The sequence below is a fragment of the Halomonas bluephagenesis genome, from assembly GCF_054790765.1.
Genome location: NZ_CP133631.1, coordinates 460,037 through 482,540 on the forward strand (window position 1 = coordinate 460,037; position 22,504 = coordinate 482,540).

Here is a 22,504-nt window from a genome sequence, read left to right on the forward strand (position 1 = left end):
CGGCCACTTAACATGGCACGCTATGTTAATTGATACCTTTCATGTGATGCATTAGACAGCGCTGGTGCCTGCGATACCGCCTGCGCACCGCCGTGAAACTCATCTAGCAAGCCTTTTAAGCGCTGAGCCTGTAACGACAGTTCATTAGCAGCCCCTGCGGCCTGGCTAACCAAGCCCGCATTTTGCTGGGTCACTGTATCCATTTGCGTTACCGCACGGTTGATCTCGTCAATGCCGTTGGTTTGTTCGCTGGAAGCTTGGCTGATTTCGCTAATACGTGCCGTTACTTCTTCAATCGCCACCACAATCTCTTTCATAGCGGACTCAGCCTCTTGAGCATAACCGCTGCCAGTCGCAATCTGCTCAGACGTGGTTTTGATCAGCCCATTAATATTCCTGGCCGACGCCGCACTGCGCGAGGCAAGCTCACGCACTTCACTGGCAACAACCGCAAACCCTCTTCCGTGCTCACCTGCACGCGCTGCTTCTACCGAGGCATTCAGCGCTAATATATTGGTTTGAAAGGCAATATTTTCGATCACTTGAACAATTGAAGCGACTTCAACAGAGCTTTCGTTGATCGCTTCCATGGATTGCGCCAGTCTCGATACCTGTTGGCCGCCGCGCTTTACTTTATCCGCTGATTCTTTCGCCCTCAGGTCTGCCTCTTGAGCGTTGTCAGCGTTTCGCTTCACCGTAGTCGCCATCTCTTCCATCGTTGATGACGTCTCCTGAAGAGAAGCCGCCTGCTGCTCTGTTCGGCTAGAAAGCTCGGTATTGCCTGCCGCTATTTCAGTGGATTCGCTGGCGATAGCATCTGCCACGCTCCGCACGTCACCAAATAGTTGCTGCAGCTTCTCCGAGTATCGATTAACAGCACGGCGCAGTTCACCAATCTCATCCTCGCGATAGATCGTTAGCTCTCGACTCGAGTTATCCTGACCCAACTGATCAATTTGACGAGTAGTACTGCGTATTTGCGCCAGCAAAATACGACCACCCCACCATCCAAGCCCCAGTAAGAGTGCCAGCAAGGGGACAATAAATAGCAGTAGATCACGTGTTAGCGTACGTGCCAAAGCCGTGACTTGTTCGCTAGGGGTTACTAATCCAAGCGTCCACCCCGTACGCGGCATGTCAAACAAACGTACTTCAGCAGGTTCTGCTAACACGCCTGCGCTTTCGATACTGGCCTGTTCATGGCCAGCACTCATCGCCGCAACAACAGGCTGAAGCCAGGGCATATCGCGGACAACGTCAGATAAACCCTGCATCTCATCCGAGGACTGCTCAACGCCCGGCAGATCAATCACATTGCGCTCTTTATCCAGCACGAAAGCGTAACCGCCTGTACCGCCGCCGTTTTCTGCAAGAAACTCAGCCACGCCGCCTAGCTGCATATCAATGGTGGCCACCCCTGAAAAAGCGCCATCGATATAATACGGAACGCTACAGGTCACCATGGCAACCCCTGTCGCTGGGTCGCGGTAAGCGGCAGACCAAACACACTGCCCTGGCGTCGCATTCCGGGCGCTGCTGTACCATGCTTCGTCGTGGTAAGGCGCAATAGTGCTCGCGTTATAATCATCCAGGAACTCCAGCTCTCCCTGGGTATTACGTGCCCAGAAGAAGCTGAAGCGCTCTACCCCTGGTGAAAAAGCGCCCGGCTCAGGCCAGATACCGCCTCCAGCAATCGTCATATTGCCGTTATCATCGACCACATTTGGCAGTGCTTGCTGGTAAATCGCTTCATCTTGAGGAAGCGACTCGGCTAGCGCTGCTAAACTAGAGGTATTCCCCTCAACGCGAGCCAACTGGCCATTCAGTGCATTCACAATAGAGCCGCCGGTACGCTCAATTAGTGACTGACTTGCATCGATCACCAGCGGCTGACCGCGCCATGCCATTACGCCGTAAATACTGACAGCCATCAGTAGTGTTAACACCACTGCAGACAACGTTAACTGCCGAGAGATTGTGTTGAACAAAGCCATTCCCCTGTCTATGAGCGTTTTGTACGCGTCTTAGTATGTAATAAGCTACATATTCAACTATCGGCCAAATAGCACGGCACTGTAATAATGCCTGTTAACGTCTACCTGACGGGTTGGCTTCACGCTTCTGGTCGTTACGATTAGGCTGATGGCGCCTCTATAGGTGTAACTACACCTCTACATCAGCAAGGTTACCGTAATCCTCCAGCCATTTTTTACGGTCACCGGCGCGTTTCTTGGCCAGCAACATATCCATCATTTCCATGGTGCCATCGCCCTCTTCCAGCGTTAACTGAACCAGACGACGGGTTTCCACTGACATGGTGGTTTCACGCAACTGTAGCGGGCTCATTTCACCCAAGCCTTTAAAACGTTGAACATTGGGCGTGCCACGCTTTTTCGCCAGCTGTTTGAGAATGGCGGCTTTTTCGCTCTCATCCAGGGCATAGTGCACTTCTTTACCTAAATCGATTCGGTAAAGCGGCGGCATAGCGACGAACACATGTCCGGCATCCACCAAGCTGGGGAAGTGCCTTACAAATAGCGCGCACAACAGCGTCGCAATGTGCAGGCCATCGGAGTCAGCATCAGCCAGGATGCAGATTTTGTGATAGCGCAGCTTTTCAAGGTCTGCGCTACCGGGGTCAGCACCAATGGCCACAGCGATATCATGCACTTCCTGGGAACCGTAGATATCGTGGGTATCGACTTCCCAGGTGTTGAGGATTTTTCCACGCAGCGGAAGAATGGCCTGGGTTTCCCGATTACGTGCCTGCTTAGCACTGCCGCCCGCCGAGTCGCCTTCGACTAAGAACAGCTCGCTTAGGGCAGGGTCCTGGCCGGAACAGTCGGCGAGCTTGCCTGGCAGCGCGGGGCCGGAAGTGACTTTTTTACGGGCGACCTTCTTGGACTTTTTCTGACGTTGCTGGGCGGCGCTGATCACCATTTCCGCCAACTGTTCGGCCTGTTCGATATGGTGGTTAAGCCATAGCGAGAAAGCATCTTTCAACACCCCAGAGACAAAGCCCGCAATCGTGCGCGACGACAAGCGCTCTTTGGTCTGCCCGGCAAACTGAGGGTCAAGCATTTTAACCGACAGCACAAAGGAGGCTCGCTCCCATAAATCATCGGCGGTTAGCTTAATGCCTCGGGGCAATAAGCTGCGGTATTCACAGAACTCCCGCAGCGCTTCCAGCAACCCTGAGCGAAAGCCATTAACATGCGTGCCGCCCTGGGGTGTGGGAATCAGGTTGACGTAGCTTTCTAATAACGCTTCGCCACCTTCGGGTAACCATTGAATCGCCCAGTCAACACCATGCTCGTCGTCACTAAAATGGCCTACGAAGGGTTCGTTGGGCACCACTTCATAGCCATCGGTAGCTTCAGCCAAATAATCTCGCAACCCATCGGCATAAGCCCATTCAGTTTTAGTACCGTCAGGCTCTACCAGCGTAACGGCCAACCCAGGACACAGTACCGCCTTGGCACGTAGCAAGTGTTTTAACTTTGAAAGCGCAAGCTTTGGGCTGTCGAAGTAACTCTCATCTGGCCAGAAGCGCACCAAGGTCCCTGTTGCCTTCTTGGCGGCTTTGCCAATTTCATGCAACTCTTCAACTTTCTCACCAAACTCAAAGGCCATGGCGTGGCGCGCGCCATTACGGGTGACTTCAACATCTAAGCGCCGCGATAAGGCGTTAACCACCGACACGCCAACCCCGTGCAAGCCACCCGAAAAACGATAGCTGGAGGATGAAAATTTGCCACCAGAGTGGAGCTTGGTAAAGATTAGTTCGACGCCCGACACGCCATGTTCAGGGTGCAAATCAATCGGCATACCACGGCCATTATCCTGCACTTCAATGGCACCATCGCGATGCAGCACTACGCTGATAGCCGATGCATGCCCGGCAAGGGCCTCATCAACACTGTTATCGATGACCTCTTGAGCGAGGTGGTTAGGCCGCGAGGTGTCGGTGTACATACCGGGACGCTTACGCACCGGCTCGAGCCCTGATAGGACCTCGATGGAACTCGCGCCGTACTGGGAGGCATCAAACTGGGTCATGTAGCGTCGGTTCCTGAAAATCGTTTCCTGAAAAATAGTCCTGGCAGCCGCACTGCGTCATTAAACCTACTGCTTCAAAGCGCGACAAGCCTCCGACAAAGGAGCACAGGATAGCGGAAAAGCAAAAAGCTGTATATCCAGCCATGACAATCGGGGTAGCGTACTATTCCTGTTCTGCCGCCCAAAACGCCTCAATCAAGCCACGGCTGGAAACATCCATGCGGGAAATATCACCCTCTCCATCAATTATCGCCTGGGTGTCGGTGGCAATTTTTTTGCCCAGTTCAACGCCCCACTGATCAAATGGATTGATATCCCAAATGACCGCCTGAACAAACACTTTGTGTTCATACAGGGCTATCAGAGCGCCCAGGGTGAAGGGTGTTAGCTTATCTAGCAGTACCGTCGTAGAGGGCTGGTTGCCGCGGTAGCGCTTATGCTCCGGGCGGGGGCCATCATCATCCAGGGCGTCATCCCCCAGCATCAAAACCCGCGACTGGGCAAAACAGTTAGCCAGAGCCAACCGGTGCTGCGCTTTTAGATGGCGACGTGTATCTGGGTCTTCCACCTCATCGTAGCGCTTCAGCGGCGCGATAAAATCGCACACGACCGGCTGGGTGCCTTGGTGAAGTAACTGATAAAAGGCGTGTTGAGCGTTGGGGCCAAGTTGCCCCCACAGCACTGGGCAGGTCGAGTAGTTAACTGCCTGGCCTTGGCGAGTCACCGACTTACCGTTGGACTCCATCTCAAGCTGTTCAAGATAGGCAGCAAAGTATTCCAAACGCCCATCGTAAGGCAGTATCGAGTGGGCACGAATATCCAGGAAATTGACGTTCCAGATACCAGCTAACCCCAGTAGCACTGGTAGGTTGTCTTCCATTGGCGCATCACGGAAGTGGCAGTCCATGGCATGGGCCCCCGCCAACAGTTCGCGGAAGTTATCCATGCCAACGACAAGCGCAATCGGTAGGCCGATGGTGCCCCACAAAGAGTAACGCCCACCGACCCAGTCCCAGAACATCAGTTGGTGGTCTGGGGAAATCCCCCATTCACTCATCTTTTCAGGGCTCGCCGATACACCAATGAAGTGCTGGCGAACAATCAACTCTGCGCTCAATGGTGCTGCACTGGGGAGATCACCATGTGCCGAGAGCTTTCCTAACAACCAGTCTTTGGCCGTATTAGCATTGGAAAGCGTGTCGATGGTGGTAAACGACTTGGACGATAAAACGAACAGAGTTGTTTCTGGATTAAAACGACTTAGATAATCCGCCAGTTGGGAGCCATCCATGGTAGACGCAAAGTGTACGTCCAATGGCTGCCCCTCTTTTGGCCGATAATCCGCCAGCGCATGGGTGACCATTAACGGGCCAAGATCCGAACCACCAACACCTAAATTCACCACATGGCGGATAGGTTTGCCGGTTGCACCACGCCACTGCCCCGCTTGCAGTCGCTGCACCAAGTGTTCCATCTGGGCAAGGCTCTCGTGCACAGCGGCCACCACATCTTCCCCTTCTACCTCAAGTGTGGCATCAGCAGGTAACCGTAAGGCCGTATGTAGCGCCGGGCGATTTTCACTGACGTTTACACGTTTCCCACTTAGCAGTGCATCAATCGCCCCAGGCATACCCGCTTCGTGCGCCAACGCGAGCAAATGTTCAAGGGTGTCATCATCCCAGCGCTGTTTGGATAAATCCAAGGTCAGTCCGGCTACCTGACGAGTGAAGTTCACCCAGCGACTGTCGTCATCACCGAACAAGTTTTTTAAGTGTACGTGCTGTAGCGCTTCAGCATGATGCTTCAACGTCTGCCATGCGGGTAGCGTATCGGGGGTTGTGCGTGTTGCTGAAGCCATATGCCTTCTCCTGTGGCGTCATTCCATGCAGCAGGAATCTGTTATAAACAGGCCTGTTCTGGTGTATCAAGGGCGCGTAAACTACGCAGCCTCATTAATAATCCTGGCTTGCCCATGAGTGATGCATCTTACCGCGACGCTATCTTTTCAACACCCTTAGATAAGGTGGCAAGGTTCTCCTTCGACGAACAGGTCGTTGCGTGCTTCCCTGATATGATCCGCCGTTCGGTGCCCGGTTACGGGCAAATCCTCGGCATGTTGAGCTTAATTGCCCAACGCCATCTGCGCCACGGCGCTCATGTTTACGACCTAGGCTGCTCGCTGGGCGCATCAGGCCTGGCGCTGGCTGGCGCACTCCCCGCCGATGCCTTTCGCTATACTGGAGTGGATCTTTCGCCCGCCATGGTAGCTAGGGCCAAACAGACTTTTTTGGAAGAGTGCCCAGACCACGCCATGCAGATCAAGGAGGCCGACATACGCACCCTTGATTATGCACCTTCCGGCATGATCATTCTTAATTTTACGCTGCAGTTTCTACCCCCCGCTGATCGCGATGCGCTGTTAAAGCGGCTTTACGACGCCCTTGAACCAGGCGGCGTGCTGATTTTGTCGGAGAAAACCATCGATGCCGATGAGCGGGACAATGCCTGGCGAGTCGAGCGCTACCATGACTTCAAGCGCGCCAATGGCTACAGCGATATGGAAATCAGCCAAAAACGCACCGCGCTGGAAAACGTGCTGATTCCCGACACACTTGATGCCTTGCATGGCCGCTTAGCCCAAGCGGGCTTCCCCCGCTCCATGACCTGGTTCCAGTACTTGAACTTTACCTCGCTGATCGCCTTCAAGGAGGATTAAGGTGCCGCTGTTACCCGACGATCATCGCGCGCTTTATCAGGCATTTTTAGATCAAGCCAGTCAGGATGCCACACTGACACCCTGGCTTGCCAAGCTGCCAGAGCAGTTGGCCAATGGATTAGATCGCCAGCGCCATGGCGACCTGTCCGCTTGGGAGAAAGCGGTTGCCAAACTACCTGCTCTGCCCGAGGAGCGCCACGTCGATCTCACCAGCGACACGGTGAGCATTGATGTCGCTTTGAGCGATAGCCAGAAGCGCCAGTGCTTTAACCTACTGCGCAAACTATCCCCCTGGCGCAAAGGCCCCTTCCGACTGGGCGGCATCGATATTGACACCGAATGGCGCTCCGACTGGAAATGGCAAAGAGTTGCTCCGCATCTCGCGCCGCTTAAGTACCGTAAGGTGTTAGATGTTGGCGGTGGCAGCGGCTACCACGCCTGGCGCATGACTGGTGAAGGCGCAGCTTTTGTGCTGGTCATAGACCCTTCGCCACGCTTTTATTGGCAGTTTCAGGCAGTGCGCCACTTCGTTGGCGATGCCGACGGTGGCCGCACGCAGTTTCTGCCGGTAGGCATTGAAGAAGTACCAGAAAAGCTAGGCTTTTTCGATACGGTATTTTCCATGGGCGTGCTCTACCATCGCCCTTCACCACTTGAGCATTTGCAGCAGCTAAAAGAGGCGCTAGCCCCCGGCGGCGAGCTGGTGTTAGAAACGCTGGTCGTTGAAGGCGATGAGCAAACCGTGTTTGTGCCTGGCGAACGCTATGCTGCCATGCCTAATGTCTACTTCCTACCCTCTTCAAAAGCGCTATGCCACTGGCTGGAGCGGTGTGGTTTTACCAATGTGCGAGTGGTCGACGAAGCGGTAACAACACTTGACGAGCAGCGCTCAACTGAGTGGATGACCTATCAATCGCTAGCGGATTTCCTCGACCCCAGCGACCCAACACGCACCATTGAAGGCTATCCCGCCCCACGACGGGCGGTAATCATCGCCAATCGAAACTAATGCGGATACGTTATGTCGTATTTTAGGCAAAACTGATTTTAATGAAACAGTTCTTAATTACATAGCCAGTAATGTCCTAGTTCATAATGACATGGCTAGTAACGACATAGCTCATAACGACTGAGCGGTTCTTGTCGGCACAAGCTCACTAACAGAACATCGAGGAGTGAAGATGGGTTTTTTAGCGTGGATTTTGTTCGGCCTTATCGCCGGTGTTATTGCAAAAGTAATTATGCCTGGTAAAGATCCAGGTGGCCTTATCATTACTATTCTACTCGGTATCGCCGGCGCATTCGTTGGCGGCTGGATCGGCTCACTGGTTGGGCTTGGCACCATGGGTGACTTTAGCTTTGGCAGTTTTGTGACCGCTATTGTAGGTGCATTGGTATTGTTGGCTGGCTACCGGATGATCAAGAAGTAATTTGTCTGCATCCAACGCACAACGCTGAAAAGCCGCTCAAACAGAGCGGCTTTTTCGTTACTCATTTAGACTACCCAAATCTCAACGCCGCAAAATCACCAGCCAGCGACCAAGATTCATCACGCTGGCCAACGAAGCAGCGACGTAGGTGAACGCACAGGCGGTAAGTACATGGCGAGCACCCGGCATATCATAGGGTGGCACGTACTCTTTAAGCAGCGGCAGCGCGCGGTTAAAACTAGCATCAAACTCGACAGGCAGCGTCACCAGGTGCACCAGCGCGGCGGTACCAAAACTGATGACTGCCATGGCGATGACCGCTGCCAGCCCACCCGGCAGCCGTGTGAGTACAAACAGAAACGGCGCTGCCATCATTAAAATAGCACCTAGCTTTTCTGCCTTTTGCGCCACTTGTACCAAGCGGCTACGAGCTAGCAGCGGCGCGTAGCCCTCATGATGTTGAATAGCATGTCCGACCTCGTGGGCTGCAACGGTCACCGCCGTCAGCGAGCGGCCATCATAGTGGTCCGGGGTAAGGCGTACGCAGCGCGATTCCGGGTCGTAATGATCGCCAAATTCGGTGCGCTCTACTGTCACGCCTTCAACACCCAAGCGCCGCAGCAGGTGCTCGGCAAGTTCCGCGCCGGTGCCCGGGTAATCATCCCGCCCACGAGTGTGGCGTTTTAACACCCATTTTGCCCATAGATTAGGCAGAACAAAAATGGCCAGCGCCAATACAATTAACACAATGACCATGATCACACTCACCGCTGATTAAGAACCTAAATTAACGACCCGCTAACCCGTGTTTAGTTTTACCATGAGCACAAAATAGGCGCACTCACCTGCAACTATTCAGGGTCATTGTGATGCGCGTCTACATCGCGTTGCACAGCCTGTAGCCCTCTGGCAGAAATGTCGCCTTTGGCGTAGGCATGCTCGGCGATCAAAACGCTGTCAGCAGCAAGCACTAATTCACAATCGATATGAGCAAGCTCCTCCCGCAACCGCTGAATAGCTTGTTCCCGCTGGGGATCTTTATCTACCCTGCGAATATAGATCGCTTTGATGCGCGTGGGATAAGCCTTCACTACCTCAGTATAAACCTCTGGATCGTGTTGGCCGCTATCGCCGATCAAAATACAGGGCATATCATGATAGAGCGTTAACATGCGGTCGATTAAATCGCGCTTGTGGGCTTCAGCTCGCCGTGGCCAGGGGCGACGCAGGGATATCCCCCACTCGCGTAGGAATAAAATAGGGCCGACAGGAATTCGGTTAAGCTGAAAGAAGGTTTCCAGCATCTCATAGATTGCCCAGGGCCCTCGGGAAACATACAAAATAGGCCGCTCTGCTTTCTCGGTTTGCCCGCGATACAGCGCTTGATAAAGCGACGCAACCCCAGGAAAGGCTGTACGGCGATGAGGTTTACGGACAAACAGGCGATACAGCATTTTGAACTTTTCGGCGACACCGGTGAACATGACGGTGTCGTCAATATCACTGATAACCAGCAGGTCTGCCTCAGGAGGCGGCACGTAAACCTCAACGCTGGTGCGGATTGTCGAGTGGCCGTCTGCATGAACCATAATATCGGCGCGATGCCAGGAAACATCGACCGGTAACGCGGTACTAATCGGCAGGTGAGCATCAAAGTAGCCATCACGGTCAGTTATCAAGCACAGCTGGTTATCACCAATGCGTATATCCACTTTGGCATTAGCGAGGCCGCGCCGAAAGATACGCCGGGCCACGTCTGCGGTGTCCCGTAACATCCCCCGCCGAGGTATCGCCCGGCCTAGTGCGGCCTGACGAAACACACGCCCCATGACAAACACTTCCTGCTGAGAGCCGTAGCCGCGATAGGGATGCACCATCATGCCCCCATGACCGCTGTCGCGCTTCATCGGCTTTGCCACCACATGAGCCAACCGCTTGGCAAAACTTACCCACGGGTGATACCACGCCATTATTGGCACCCACCCAAGAAACACTCACTCACGTCATCGGCAACCGCTATATTTTGCGTCATTCCAAACATTATTCACTTCCTGTGATGACTCAGTTAAATGGCTAAACGATAACCAGTGTGGCGTAACGGATGGGGTCCCTCAACCGCTAGAGGTCATATTGCTAAGCGTTGTACAGCACTTCTCCCAAGCCGCTCACATTATAGCCTCGCAAAGCCCTCGCCCGTTGGGTAAAGCGCTCCTGGCGAGTAAACGCGATAAGCGCCTGTAGGGCAGGTTCAAAGTAGCTACGCCGGTGCATCACCAAATCAAATGACTCTTCGATTAGCGGTATAAACTCTATGTGCTGGCGATGGGCAGCCGCCTCCACCCCAAGTCCCACATCTGCTTCGCCCTGAGCAATAGCTAGCGCCAAGTCATCTTCGCTTAACGAGACATTGGTTGCCCAGTTAAGAGTGCCCGGCTCAATTGCTGACCTCTGTAGCAGACAACGCAGTAACTGCGCCGCACCTGCATCAGGCTGACGGTGGGCAAGCGTAACCTGCTGCCGAGAAATATCATTGAGCGACTGAATACCCCGTGGGTTACCAGGCGCCACCAGCAGGCCTTGCTGGCGCTTCGCCCAATGCAACACGATTAAATCCCGCACTCCGCCTAGCCCCAATGCAGCTGGCTCGTTATAGCGCCCGGATTCGAAGTTGAGTAAGTGAATACCTGCCAGCATGGCTTTACCTTCCAGCAAGCGGCGCAGGCCATCGCCACTGCCGTGGCACAGCGAGGCCAAATCACTACCGCTTTCGCGAACCGCCCACTCCAACAATGGGTCTTGGCTACCCGCCACTATCCAAGGCAATGGTGAACGCTGCGCCTGGTCACCTTCTAAATGGCTAAGCACCCACATATCGATATGCTGACGAGGAAAGAGCAATTTTCCGGTGGCGCGGCTACAAGGGATCTGGCCCTGGCGCACCAAGTCATACACCTTTCGCTCTTTTAAGCGCAGGTAGTCGGCCACCTCTGCCGTAGTAAGGAATTCCTTTAACATGCTCATGCGCCTCGCAATTTACTGCATACAGCTGCATATATTTCAGGACAAAGTGCATTACATCAAGTTTGCGTACATTATGCTAGCTGAAGCACCTAAGGTGATTGAACACACATGATGTCGGCTGTTAAAAAACGATGCTGAATAACAAAAACAAGGGTGCGAACGGCAATGTCCCCAAGTGATAACCCCTTTTACACAGCGTTTGCATTGATTCTGGGCATGGATCAGGGGCTAATCGCTATCGTGACGCTGTCACTGCAGGTATCACTGATTGCCGTACTGCTTGCTAGTGCACTGGCATTACCACTAGGCGCTGCACTCGCCCTTTGGCGCTTCCCTGGCCGCAATGCGTTGATTGTGCTGCTCAACGCGCTCATGGGCCTCCCCCCAGTGGTCGCTGGGCTATGTGTTTACCTGCTGCTTTCCCGCGCAGGGCCGCTAGGTCAGTTTGGGCTGCTGTTTACGCCGACGGCTATGGTCATTGCACAAACCATCTTAGTGTTTCCGATTATTGCCGCGCTTACTCGCCAACAAGTAGAGACACTGCATAACGAGTATGCCGAACAGCTGCGCTCTCTTGGCCTGAAGCCGCTACGCATGATGCCTACTCTGCTGTGGGACGCGCGTTTCGGGCTCTTAACCGTAATACTCGCAGGCTTTGGTCGCGCCAGCGCTGAAGTGGGTGCAGTGATGATTGTCGGTGGCAATATCGATGGCGTCACCCGTGTGATGACCACCAGCATTGTGTTGGAAACCAGTAAAGGCAACCTACCCCTCGCGCTGGGTTTGGGCATTGTGCTGCTTAGCCTTGTGACACTGATTAATGCGTTGGCCCACATGGTCATTGAGACGGCCAAGAGGCGGTTAGGATGAACGCGTCGGTTTTTCCACCGTCTCTTTTGACGGCCGTGCCTGCACTACATTTTGAGCAGGTCAGCTTTGAGCATCGTGGTCATCAGCTACTTGCCCCCACCACGCTGACGTTATCAGGCTGCCAACGCACGCTCATTATGGGCCCCAACGGCGCGGGAAAGAGCCTGTTAATGCGCTTGGCTCACGGTCTGCTAAGCCCTAGCAGTGGCAACATTCATTGGCAAGAAAAGCCGCCCGCCCAAGCCATGGTGTTTCAGCGTCCGGTACTGCTGCGCCGCTCGGCAATCGATAACCTGACCTATGCTCTGGCGGTCAATGGAGTGCCGCGTCGGCAGCGCAAACACATCGCCCTGCAGGCACTCGATAAATTTGGTTTAGCCACCCTTGCGAAGCGCCCAGCCAGGGTGCTCTCCGGCGGCGAGCAGCAGCGCCTTGCGCTTGCTCGTGCCTGGCTACTCAATCCTGCCGTGCTGTTTTTAGATGAGCCCACTTCTGCCCTTGACCCTGCCGCTATCAAGGCGGTTGAAGATGCGGTGAATGAATTTCATCACAATGGCACGCGCATCATTATGACCACCCACGATTTGCATCAAGCCCGCCGCCTAGCTGATGAGGTGGTGTTTATGTATGGCGGCCAAGTGCTAGAGCACACACCAGCCCATCGCTTTTTTGAAACGCCAGCTTCCACCCAAGCGGGAGCCTTTCTTCGCGGCGAACTTGTTTGGTAATCCCGAGAGCAGCCTTATGAAAAAAAACACAACGTTAGCTACCGCCAGCTTATTAACCTCAGGACTAGCAGGCCTCTCGTGGAGCGCCTCGCTACTCGCTGATGATAATTTCATTACCCTAGCGTCGACGACATCGACTGAGAACTCAGGGCTATTTGACGCGATTATTCCGACCTTCACCGACGCCACGGGCATTAGCGTTCGCGTGGTTGCCGTCGGGACAGGGCAAGCGTTTGAGATTGCCCGGCGGGGGGACGCCGACAGCTTGCTGGTGCATGATACGACGGGTGAAGAGCAGTTTGTCGCCGATGGCTACGCCAGCGAGCGCCAGGACGTGATGTATAACGACTTTGTGGTTGTCGGGCCAAGTGACGACCCCGCCGGCATTAGCAGTAGTGACAGCGTCGTCGAGGCGTTGGTGCGTATCGCGGAAAGCGAATCACCCTTTGCATCCCGAGGGGATGATAGCGGTACCAACCGCGCCGAACTGCGCTTATGGGAAGACGCGGAGATCACCCCTCAAGGAGCATGGTACCGCGAGTTAGGTAGCGGTATGGGGCCAACCCTAAACACCGCTGCAGGCATGAACGCCTACACGTTCACTGATCGTGCGACCTGGGTGGCGTTTGAAAATCCGCAAGACTTAACGCTACTGTTTGAAGGCGACACTGCACTGTTTAATCAGTACGGCACTCTTCTTCTTTCTGAAGAGCAGCACCCGCACTTGAAGCATGATTTAGCGGCCCAGTGGCACCAGTGGTTGGTGTCTGAAGAAGGACAGCAAGCGATTGCCGATTTTGACGTCAACGGCCAACCGCTGTTTTTCCCTAACGCGCAGTCTTTGTCTAACACACAGTAGCACCGCCCCAAACGTAGAAGCCGCCTTGATCTCAATGACCAAGGCGGCTTCTTGATTCTGCTAACGTACTAAATTTAAATAAAGTACTAGGCTAGCGCAGCAAATCGCGCACGTCCTTCGCTTCCCAATGCGGAAAATGCTTACGCACTAGCGCGTTCAAATCACGCTCAAAGGCTGCCCAATCGGTAGCGCCGCTGGCCTGCTCGCGTACATCGGCTGTCCCACGAATCATGCCAGCGCCAACCGTTACGTTGGTCAGTCTGTCAATGATGATAAAGCTACCTGTGCCAGGGCTTGTGCGATAGTCATCCACTGGAATCGCAGCCGTTAACTCTACCTCGCAGCGTGCAATCGCATTTAAGACCAGCGAATCCGTGGCGTGTCTTTCAAGCGTATTGACGTCGATTTGGTACTCGATATCACTTACCTGACCCGACAGATCGCGGGTGGCGAGCTTAAAGTCATAAAGCTTGCCCGGTGTTAGTGCATCTTCATGCATCCATACGATACCCGCCATGAACGCATTAGAGAGAGGTAAGTCAGCATCCGCACTGACAATCCAATCACCGCGGGAAATATCAATCTCATCTTCCAGGGTAACGGTAATTGCCTGTCCTGGATAAGCGGCGCTTAAGTCGCCGTCAAACGTTACTATTCGCTCAACCCGTGACGTTTTACCCGATGGCAGCGCTTTCACTTCTTGGCCTGGGTGTAGAATGCCTGCCGCCAAGGTGCCGCAATAACCACGAAAATCCAGATTCGGGCGATTAACGTACTGAACCGGAAGGCGTAAATCAGTGAGGTTTTGGTCACGACTGATTTCAACACTTTCCAGCAGTTCAATCAGCGTTTTGCCTTCATAGCCTGCACCGAAATACCAGGGCGTCTGATCACTGGGATTAACTACGTTGTCGCCGTTCAGTGCCGACATCGGTACAAAGCGGATATCCGGCGCACTAAGGTTGGTGGCAAATGCACGGTATTCATCAACAATCTCGTTGAAGCGCTGCTCGGAGACCTCCACCAAGTCCATTTTATTTACCGCAATCACCAAGTGCTGAATGCCCAGCAAGTCGGCAATAAAGCTATGGCGACGGGTTTGAGTCTGCACTCCATAACGCGCATCAATCAAAATAATCGCTAGGCTTGCCGTTGAAGCGCCCGTGGCCATATTGCGGGTGTACTGCTCATGCCCTGGAGTATCAGCAATGATGAACTTACGCTTTTCGGTGGAGAAGAAGCGATAAGCAACATCAATGGTAATACCCTGCTCTCGCTCTGACTGCAAGCCATCCACCAACAGCGCCAAATCAACCGTATCACCAGTAGTGCCACTGGTTTTAGACGCTTGGGTAATCGCCGCCAGTTGATCTTCAAAGATCATTTTAGAGTCGTGCAGCAGTCGCCCGATCAGCGTGGATTTACCGTCATCAACGCTGCCACAAGTGATAAAACGCAGTAGGTCTTTGTTTTCGTGCTCGTGAAGGTACTGCTCGATATTGTCAGCAATTAAATTGGATTGATGAGCCATTAGAAGTACCCCTCGCGCTTTTTCTTCTCCATTGAACCGACCTGGTCACGGTCAATGGCACGGCCACTGCGTTCACTGGTTTTGGTCAACAGCATCTCTTGAATAATCTCGGGTAGCGTGGCCGCCGTTGATTCCACGGCACCGGTCAGTGGGTAACAGCCCAGCGTCCTGAAGCGCACAAACTTCTCTTCAGGCACTTCACCTGGTGCCAGGGGCAAGCGATCATCGTCAACCATAACCTGCATGCCATCACGCTCAACTACCGGACGCTTGGCGGCGTAGTAAAGCGGTACAATCGGAATAGACTCAAGATAGATGTACTGCCAGATATCGAGCTCTGTCCAATTCGAAAGTGGGAAGACGCGAATTGACTCGCCCTTGTTAACGTTGGCGTTATATACATTCCAAAGCTCAGGACGCTGACTTTTCGGATCCCAGCGGTGGTATTTATCGCGGAAGGAGTAGACACGCTCTTTAGCCCGTGAGGCTTCCTCATCACGACGCGCACCACCAAAGGCCGCATCAAAGCCATGTTTATCGAGCGCTTGTTTCAGCGCCTGGGTTTTCATGATATCGGTATATTTAGCACTACCGTGGTCGAAGGGGTTGATATTGGCGGCCCGCCCCTCTTCATTGGTATGCACAATCAGCTCCATTCCCGCTTCTTCTGCCATGCGGTTACGAAACTCGATCATTTCACGAAACTTCCAGGTGGTGTCCACATGCATCAAAGGGAATGGCGGTGTCCCTGGGTAGAATGCTTTACGCGCCAAGTGCAGCATTACCGAGGAGTCTTTACCGATGGAGTACATCATGACCGGGTTACTAAACTCAGCGGCGACTTCCCGGATAATGTGGATCGATTCAGCTTCTAGCTGCTTTAGGTGGGTCAAGCGTGCCGCATCAGGTGCGACAGGCACCTCACGCTGGGACGCCGACGGCGCAGAAAACTGGTTCATTACCTACTCCCTCACAAAACGGTGCTTGCACGTGCAAACGCTATTTGCCGCCTGACGGTAGCGTTGCCGAAAGACGGTTATTTGAGAGTAGGGTAACGCCGAGTTAATAATAACCCAAAAGAATTAATAACTATCTTTTTATATCTTTATTGCCTAACCGTGTCGTAACAGGAGTGACATCACACAACGACACGCTCCACCCAGGTCTGCCATTCACTGCCATGGAGGTCAATAATTCGATAGCCGGGCCGAGAAGCTTCATCAATCGCAAACTGCTCAGCGCCGGGTAAGAACTGGTCCGCAATGGCGGGACAGCCATAGACGTCAATCTCGATATCCTCGGTACGGTGTGGCTGGGCGTAGGCTTGGTGTGCATGGCCAAACAGAATAATTTTAACCTGAGGGCAACCGTGTAACAGTTGCCAAAACGCATCGCGATCCTGAAGGCCAATCGCGTCCATCCACACAGCGCCCACATCAACGGGGGGGTGGTGCATCACAATCAAGGTTGGGCGATCATCTTCTTCTAGACGCTCAGCCAGTGCGTTTAAGCGCTCGGCACCTAATTCGCCATACGGCTGACCTTCCACATGGGTATCCAACAACAGTAACCGCCACTGCGCTAGGTCGACCTCTTCCACCAGAGTGTGCTCCGCTTGCATGAAGGCTAGCTGATCGTGATTGCCAGGAATCCAGAACCATGGGCACGGCAACGATGCCAACGCTTGGCACGCCAATGTATAAGAAGCAGCCGTTTCGTCTTGGCTCACATCACCGCTGAATACGACGATATCAGGCCGCTCAGCAATCACCGCTTCCAACACACGCTCGAACTGCCGAAATGGGATCCCCGCTCGTGAACGAGCCTCTTTATCGGCATGAAGGTGCGAATCGGTAATCTGAACCAGTCGCATCAGGGTAACTCCGGCATATCATAGGCATGCCCATGGGCTAAGCCGTGCGCCAGCCACTCGCCCAGAAAGCGATTAAGCTGCAGCTTCTCATCTGGCTGGTGCATTCTTGCATTCGGATAACGATAGCGGCCGCTAAAGTGGCGTTCACGCTGAAAATCGGTCACTTCTGCCATGCGCACATCGTGGTAGAGATGGACACGCATTCTGGGGCCTTCGATAACGGCGTCCAGCGGCCCACTCTGGGTCACCTCCACCATCGTGGTATAAGGCGCCTGCTCGAGAATTTTGAGATGTAAATCGCCGAAATGCTGGTCGTCGCCATGCAACGCGATATCGCGTCGCTGGCCACTTTCCATATCACCTACCAAACGAAGCATGCGCATATAGTTGGCGCTGCATTCGCCTTGCAGAGACTTTAAATCGGTGACATAGGCGGTTCTAGCCATGTTCACTCCTTTTAAGATTCGCTTGGCCTAAGCCCTTGTTACCAGAGCCCTTGTTACCAAAGCCTTTTTTACCAGGGCTTGTTCTCAGGGCTTGCTACTAGGACTTATCGCAGCTCGATAAGAAGCGGCACGCAGCGAAGCGCGTTGGCTCGCTAACCAATGTAGCCCAATCAAACACATGGCGTTGTCGAGTCTTCCCTGCTCCAGGAGTTCCCATGCCGTCGGAAAAGTTACCACGTGAACACGGATATCTTCGTGCTCATCATCTAGCCCATGAATGCCCCCCATTCCCTGGGTATCAACTAAACCACAAAAGAGTGTCACGCGTTCGTTACACGCACCCGGGCTGGGGTAGTAGGTGTGCAATTTGGTCAACGCGCCGACCTGACAGCCTGACTCTTCCATGGCTTCACGGCGGGCAACATCTTCAAGGGACTCGTTTTTATCTGCCAACCCCGCCACCAACTCTAACTTCCAAGGAGAAAGCGGGTCGTCAATCGCGCCAGCGCGAAACTGCTCGACGAGCACTAAGGCGTCACGAGCTGGATCGTAAAGCAGCACGCCAACAGCGTCGAAGCGGTTATGCACCTCACGGCGCATCGTCCCGCTCCAGCCGCCTTCAAAGAGACGATGACGAAGCTCTAGCGCTTCCAAGCGAAAAAAACCCTGATAAAGGGTCTCACGCTGAATAAGCTCGACATCGTCTCGGCCTAACTGAGGCGGCGCTGACGCATCGGGCACTAATGAATTAGGGCTAGATGCCATGTAGCACTCCCAGTGTTAACAATCGTTCTATTATCAATGCTTACTACTGGGAATGCCAATACGCCTATCAACCTTAGCGCTATAAGCTTTGGTGAAGCGGCTACAGCTCGCCGAGTAACACCTCAGCATCCCGGCGCAGCGCTTCATCAGATGTTTGACGGTTCTCGCGTGCAGTACCGTTTACCGCGCGCTGGGCATGCTCGCGAGCAGCTTGGGTATTCCCTTCTTCTTTCAAGAACGCCGCGTAGTAATAGTTCACATCAATACCGTCTGGGCGGATCTCTAGTGCGCGCTGAAACATGCGTTCTGCGGTATCGCTGTTACCAAAGCCTAACGGCCTGCCTGGTGCACGGTCATAAAGTGCACCTAGTGTGACATAGGCCGAGCCATTACCGCCTTGCGGGTCAATCTCAATGGCCCGCTCCAGCACATCGCGAGCATCGCCTGCGGTACCTAATGCACCAAGTCCACCACGTTCACGTGCGTAAGAAGCCAACACAATGCCCTGCCAGATCAGTACCTCTGCTTGATCAGGGTGCTGGCTAGCCAGTTGCTCAGCCTCACTGACCAGCGCTTTTAGGGTACTCTCGCGCTCGTTAGCAGGCATCTCAGTGACCGTGTGTTCCCAGCGGTTTTTAAGCGAGAAAACCTGACCTTCATAAGCCAACGCGCTTAACGGGGCAAGTGACAGCGTGCTGCCTAACGCAGCGGCAATGAGTAAACGAGAAAAAGGGGATGTGCGCATAATAAGCTCCTGGGTTATTTTTGTGCTTTTCTAACAAGTCATACGTTTAGTTGTGGGGCCTTAAATCAGCCACCCTCATAATGTAACGAACGTTTGAATGAATCGCCAATTAATAAGCGCTTTGTGAACAACACTGCCATTAGCGTAAGCTGGTGCTCTTTGAGGAGGTGAAAAACGCAATGAAAGGCCGAAATATGACGCGCTGGCGCGACCCAGCGAAAGACCCGCGCCAAGAACCTAAGAGCAACCTGATCACTGCAGAGGGTGCGGCTCGTCTGCGCGCTGTCTTGGATCACCTAGCGCGGGTTAAACGCCCTGCCATTTCGGCCAAAGTCGGTGAAGCCGCCGCCCAGGGTGACCGCAGTGAAAATGCCGATTACACCTATAACAAAAAAGAGTTAAATCGCGTTATTGCTCGTATTGGCTAACTAACGAAACGTTTAGACGAACTGCAAATTGTTGACCGTCTGCCCGCTGACACCAGTAAGGTTTTTTTTGGCGCGTATGTGAGTCTGGAAGATGAAAACGGCGAGCAAGTTCATCTCAGAATTGTTGGCCACGACGAAATCGATACAAAAAAACGCTGGATCAGTATCGATGCCCCCATGGCCAAAGCACTGCTGGGGAAAGAAGTAGACGATGACATTACGGTGCTCACGCCCAATGGCGAAACGTTCTACACCATCACGACAATTCGATATCCGGGCATGTGATCACCGTCTACTTAAGGCGATAGGTCTACTCTTCTAACGAGTAATCTACCGTGGTGACGACTCTGATTCGTTTGATGTGGGGTGTATAGCTATCAAGATCCTCAATAGAAAAGTAGCCCTGGGTCGCTTGGCGTATTCCCCCTACACCGCTACCGGAATCTTCGGCAAACTGCTGAGCTGCATTGCGCGCATCAGCAGTCGCTTCAGCAATCATTTCAGGCTTGATCGCGTCTAGACCCGTAAACAAAAACTCGGTCCGGTATTCGTAGCTAGGCGATAGCAGCACGCCTTGACGTACCAAGGCAGTGGCTTGGGGCACTGCATCTATCACACCACTGACATCATCAGTACGCAGCAGCAACGTGGCCTCAGCACGATAACGCTCATCTGGGCGCTCGCCACCATACATATTGCTGAATTGATCAGTGATACGTGGTGGCGTTACGCTTACGTTGCCCATATCGAAACCACGGGCATCCAGAAATTGGCGAATCAACTGCTCATTGCTGGAAAGTTGCTGCTCTAAGTCAGAAAGCGAATTGGCATTAACAGTATAATTAAGTGGCCATAGCACCATATCCGCCGCCACTTCGCGCTCGGCCAAGCCACGTACAGTGACGCTGCGTGAAGATTGCTGCCAAACCTCAGCAGCCCCTTTGAAGTAACTGCCTCCCCACACTAAACCCAGCGCCAGCAAACCGCCCAAGATCAACGCACTGCCTATAATGGCCGTCGTACGAACGTTTCCTGTCATTTCCATCCCCTTCACACGTGAAGCCGAAGCGCGGCTCACTATTGGCATCATAGACGCAAATAGCAGCATAAGCGGTGATCAATAAGGGAAATGCAAAGAAAGATAAATGCGCTGCTATTTACCGGCCAGATATACTTTAAAGCGCCGATTATCTGCCAGTGTTTCAAAGTCTTGAAACACCCGCTGCAAGTGATCGGGATAAGGCAAAAAGCCGTTCGCAACGATCACCAGACGCCCCCCCGCACGTAAATGCGCAGGGGCCTCGCTGATCAAGCGCTGACTCGGGCCATAGGTAATCTCTCGCTCCTGATGAAACGGCGGATTGCTAATGATCAGATCAAACTGCTCACCTTCAAGCGCTGAATAAACGTCGCTCTCAAGCACCTGACCACTCAGTTGATTGGCTGCTAGCGTTCGGCGACACGCTTCCGCTGCAAACGCACTGACATCCACGGCGGTGACCTGATGGCCTCGCTCGGCAAGCCAAGCACTGATAATGCCGTCGCCGCAGCCCACATCCAGCACGTTGAGGGGCTTTTTGGGCAAGCTAGCCTCAATGCTTTCCAGCATTAAACGCGTGCCTTCATCGACCTTGCCGTGCCCAAAGACGCCAGGATGACTCACCAGTTTTAAATCTAGCGCTTCAAAGGTTTGCCACGCATTGTCCGGCTGCTCCATCGCTATCGTGCGAGTGGCAAACAGTGAGCAACGCCGCGCGTTATCGAGCTTATCGCAGCGCATGCCCAACTCGCTGAGTATTTTTGGCACACGCTTAATGCCGCCCTGGTGCTCGCCTACAACGTCGACTGGGGTGTTTTCAGGCAGCACGTGGCATAGCCATGTTAGCCACCAAATCCCCAGTTGATGGGCTTTCGGCCAGAACAGCACTACCTGCCCAGCCTGCTCGACAAACGGAGCATCAAACGGGCTGGCGGCTGCTTTACCACCGGCCACCCACTGCTCACGCAGCGCCACATGATCACTTATCATCGCCGTGGAATGCGCTTGCAACCACGCATCTGCAGGCGGCGCAACAGGCCATAAATTAGCCGATTGGCCATAGAAACGTTCAAGAAGTTGGCAAGCGGGCAGTTGAGCGCTCATACATCAGCCTCGGGTTTGGTAAAAGTATAAAGTAAATAGCGGCCTAGCCGCCAGTGAGGGTCTTGGCGACAATACTGCTTTTCGAGCGCCAGCAGCGTTGCCTGATCACTCTCCTCTGCAGAAGGATGGCGTAAATAATCCTGAAAAATTCGTATCCCGGCAACGGCCTCCATGATCAGGCCGTTATCCGCCCCCCACTGGCACACTTCGTCGTGGGTAACCGGTGAGATAGGCGTTAACCGCTGTCGCTTACCTTTGCCCTCAAGCTGGTCGCTAAGCGCTTTTTTTAAGTTGCCTTTGATGACGTTGGAGAAACGCAACGCATCGCGGTTAAACACCATCAAACTTAACTGCCCACCAGGGGCGAGAAGACTCGCTAGCGTTTGCACAGCCTGCTCAGGCTCACCCACCCACTCCAATACGGCATGGCAAGTAATCAGCGACCAAGGCCCAGGGGCTTGCTGCGGCAACAACTGAAGTGGCGCGGCAAGATAGCGAAGCTGTTCTGGCAGCCAGGCACCTGCGGCACGTCGCTCGGCATGCCACGCGCTGGCATGGGCCAACATATCCTGGGAAGGCTCTGCCATGGTCACCGCGTGTCCACGCTCAGCAAACCACCCTGAAAGTTGTCCTAAACCACCACCCACATCAAGCACAGGCTGCTCTGTGAGGCGCAGCATTTGCGGCAACAAATAATCCAGCATCGCCAGGCGCAGCTCGCCACGGGGCGCTTGATAAAGCGAACGGGAGAACTTATCGACCAGACCGTCGAAATAGCGATCTCCTGCTTGAGTTAACTCATAGCTTTTTGAAGTACAACTTTTTGAAATATGGCTTTTTGATGTATTAATTGGATGCATGCATGGCGCCAAGCGTTGATTCAAAGCCGC

At 53.6% G+C, this 22,504-nt stretch carries 21 protein-coding genes and 1 pseudogene; 7 read left to right on the forward strand and 15 right to left on the reverse strand.

The features are described 5' to 3' along the window. Nucleotides 1-20 precede the first annotated feature (20 nt). From REH51_RS02170 to pgi, 3 genes are all read right to left on the reverse strand, one after another. Nucleotides 21-1,994, reverse strand: coding sequence for a methyl-accepting chemotaxis protein (locus REH51_RS02170; RefSeq protein ID WP_009721915.1), 1,974 nt, complete (start codon nt 1,992-1,994; stop codon nt 21-23). 169 nt (nt 1,995-2,163) lie between these two features. Further along, nucleotides 2,164-4,059 (reverse strand): DNA topoisomerase IV subunit B, encoded by a 1,896-nt coding sequence (gene parE / locus REH51_RS02175; protein ID WP_009721914.1) that lies wholly within the window; start codon nt 4,057-4,059, stop codon nt 2,164-2,166. Between the two features lie 163 nt (nt 4,060-4,222). Next, the gene (pgi, locus tag REH51_RS02180; RefSeq protein WP_009721913.1) at nt 4,223-5,917 is read right to left on the reverse strand and encodes a glucose-6-phosphate isomerase; all 1,695 of its coding nucleotides are present in this window, start codon (nt 5,915-5,917) and stop codon (nt 4,223-4,225) included. Between the two features lie 114 nt (nt 5,918-6,031). Here pgi and cmoA point away from each other — a divergent pair, with 114 nt between their 5' ends. The 3 genes from cmoA to REH51_RS02195 all read left to right on the forward strand — a co-directional run bounded on the left by cmoA (nt 6,032) and on the right by REH51_RS02195 (nt 8,205). Then, entirely contained in the window at nt 6,032-6,775 is a 744-nt protein-coding gene (gene cmoA / locus REH51_RS02185; RefSeq protein ID WP_234667750.1) for a carboxy-S-adenosyl-L-methionine synthase CmoA, read from the forward strand. Nucleotide 6,776: 1 nt separating this feature from the next. Then, nucleotides 6,777-7,784 (forward strand): tRNA 5-methoxyuridine(34)/uridine 5-oxyacetic acid(34) synthase CmoB, encoded by a 1,008-nt coding sequence (cmoB, locus tag REH51_RS02190; RefSeq protein ID WP_009721911.1) that lies wholly within the window; start codon nt 6,777-6,779, stop codon nt 7,782-7,784. Between the two features lie 172 nt (nt 7,785-7,956). Further along, nucleotides 7,957-8,205, forward strand: a complete 249-nt coding sequence (locus REH51_RS02195; RefSeq protein WP_009721910.1) for a GlsB/YeaQ/YmgE family stress response membrane protein — start codon at nt 7,957-7,959, stop codon at nt 8,203-8,205. 81 nt (nt 8,206-8,286) lie between these two features. Here the strand turns inward: REH51_RS02195 and REH51_RS02200 are convergent, their stop codons facing one another. The 3 genes from REH51_RS02200 to REH51_RS02210 all read right to left on the reverse strand — a co-directional run bounded on the left by REH51_RS02200 (nt 8,287) and on the right by REH51_RS02210 (nt 11,220). Further along, nucleotides 8,287-8,961, reverse strand: coding sequence for a zinc metallopeptidase (locus REH51_RS02200; protein WP_009721909.1), 675 nt, complete (start codon nt 8,959-8,961; stop codon nt 8,287-8,289). A gap of 95 nt (nt 8,962-9,056) precedes the next feature. Next, the gene (locus REH51_RS02205) at nt 9,057-10,175 is read right to left on the reverse strand and encodes an App1 family protein phosphatidate phosphatase (RefSeq protein WP_009721908.1); all 1,119 of its coding nucleotides are present in this window, start codon (nt 10,173-10,175) and stop codon (nt 9,057-9,059) included. A gap of 163 nt (nt 10,176-10,338) precedes the next feature. Beyond that, nucleotides 10,339-11,220 carry a substrate-binding domain-containing protein gene (locus tag REH51_RS02210; protein WP_009721907.1) on the reverse strand — a complete coding sequence of 294 codons (882 nt, stop codon included), beginning with the start codon at nt 11,218-11,220 and terminating at the stop codon, nt 10,339-10,341. A 171-nt stretch (nt 11,221-11,391) separates the two neighbouring features. Here REH51_RS02210 and REH51_RS02215 point away from each other — a divergent pair, with 171 nt between their 5' ends. From REH51_RS02215 to REH51_RS02225, 3 genes are read left to right on the forward strand one after another with little or no spacing between them, the layout of a single operon-like run. Then, entirely contained in the window at nt 11,392-12,096 is a 705-nt protein-coding gene (locus REH51_RS02215; protein WP_009721905.1) for an ABC transporter permease, read from the forward strand. Beyond that, nucleotides 12,093-12,824: an ATP-binding cassette domain-containing protein gene (locus tag REH51_RS02220; RefSeq protein ID WP_009721904.1), complete on the forward strand. Its 732-nt coding sequence runs from the start codon at nt 12,093-12,095 to the stop codon at nt 12,822-12,824. Before REH51_RS02215 ends, REH51_RS02220 begins: the two co-directional genes overlap by 4 nt. A gap of 16 nt (nt 12,825-12,840) precedes the next feature. Then, on the forward strand, nt 12,841-13,683 hold the full coding sequence (locus tag REH51_RS02225; protein ID WP_009721903.1) for an ABC transporter substrate-binding protein: 843 nt from the start codon (nt 12,841-12,843) through the stop codon (nt 13,681-13,683). Between the two features lie 91 nt (nt 13,684-13,774). Here the strand turns inward: REH51_RS02225 and cysN are convergent, their stop codons facing one another. The 6 genes from cysN to REH51_RS02255 all read right to left on the reverse strand — a co-directional run bounded on the left by cysN (nt 13,775) and on the right by REH51_RS02255 (nt 19,043). Beyond that, nucleotides 13,775-15,214, reverse strand: coding sequence for a sulfate adenylyltransferase subunit CysN (cysN, locus tag REH51_RS02230; RefSeq protein ID WP_498936732.1), 1,440 nt, complete (start codon nt 15,212-15,214; stop codon nt 13,775-13,777). Continuing rightward, nucleotides 15,214-16,173, reverse strand: coding sequence for a sulfate adenylyltransferase subunit CysD (cysD, locus tag REH51_RS02235; protein WP_009721901.1), 960 nt, complete (start codon nt 16,171-16,173; stop codon nt 15,214-15,216). The genes cysN and cysD overlap by 1 nt, the downstream gene beginning before the upstream one ends. A gap of 179 nt (nt 16,174-16,352) precedes the next feature. After that, nucleotides 16,353-17,087, reverse strand: a complete 735-nt coding sequence (locus tag REH51_RS02240) for a metallophosphoesterase (RefSeq protein ID WP_009721900.1) — start codon at nt 17,085-17,087, stop codon at nt 16,353-16,355. Next, a complete protein-coding gene (locus tag REH51_RS02245) occupies nt 17,087-17,533 on the reverse strand; it encodes a DUF1249 domain-containing protein (protein ID WP_009721899.1) in 447 nt (148 codons plus the stop codon). Before REH51_RS02245 ends, REH51_RS02240 begins: the two co-directional genes overlap by 1 nt. A gap of 84 nt (nt 17,534-17,617) precedes the next feature. Next, a complete protein-coding gene (locus REH51_RS02250) occupies nt 17,618-18,298 on the reverse strand; it encodes an NUDIX domain-containing protein (RefSeq protein WP_009721898.1) in 681 nt (226 codons plus the stop codon). Between the two features lie 100 nt (nt 18,299-18,398). After that, entirely contained in the window at nt 18,399-19,043 is a 645-nt protein-coding gene (locus tag REH51_RS02255; protein ID WP_009721897.1) for a hypothetical protein, read from the reverse strand. A 179-nt stretch (nt 19,044-19,222) separates the two neighbouring features. Between REH51_RS02255 and greB the strand changes: the two are divergent. Further along, nucleotides 19,223-19,756 (forward strand): annotated as a pseudogene (greB, locus tag REH51_RS02260) (transcription elongation factor GreB). A 25-nt stretch (nt 19,757-19,781) separates the two neighbouring features. On the opposite strand, the gene REH51_RS02265 reads toward greB, so the two are convergent. The 3 genes from REH51_RS02265 to REH51_RS02275 all read right to left on the reverse strand — a co-directional run bounded on the left by REH51_RS02265 (nt 19,782) and on the right by REH51_RS02275 (nt 22,474). After that, nucleotides 19,782-20,510, reverse strand: coding sequence for an SIMPL domain-containing protein (locus tag REH51_RS02265; protein WP_009721895.1), 729 nt, complete (start codon nt 20,508-20,510; stop codon nt 19,782-19,784). 114 nt (nt 20,511-20,624) lie between these two features. Then, a complete protein-coding gene (locus REH51_RS02270; RefSeq protein WP_009721894.1) occupies nt 20,625-21,614 on the reverse strand; it encodes a methyltransferase in 990 nt (329 codons plus the stop codon). Beyond that, nucleotides 21,611-22,474, reverse strand: a complete 864-nt coding sequence (locus REH51_RS02275) for a methyltransferase domain-containing protein (protein WP_498936734.1) — start codon at nt 22,472-22,474, stop codon at nt 21,611-21,613. The genes REH51_RS02270 and REH51_RS02275 overlap by 4 nt, the downstream gene beginning before the upstream one ends. Nucleotides 22,475-22,504 lie beyond the last annotated feature (30 nt).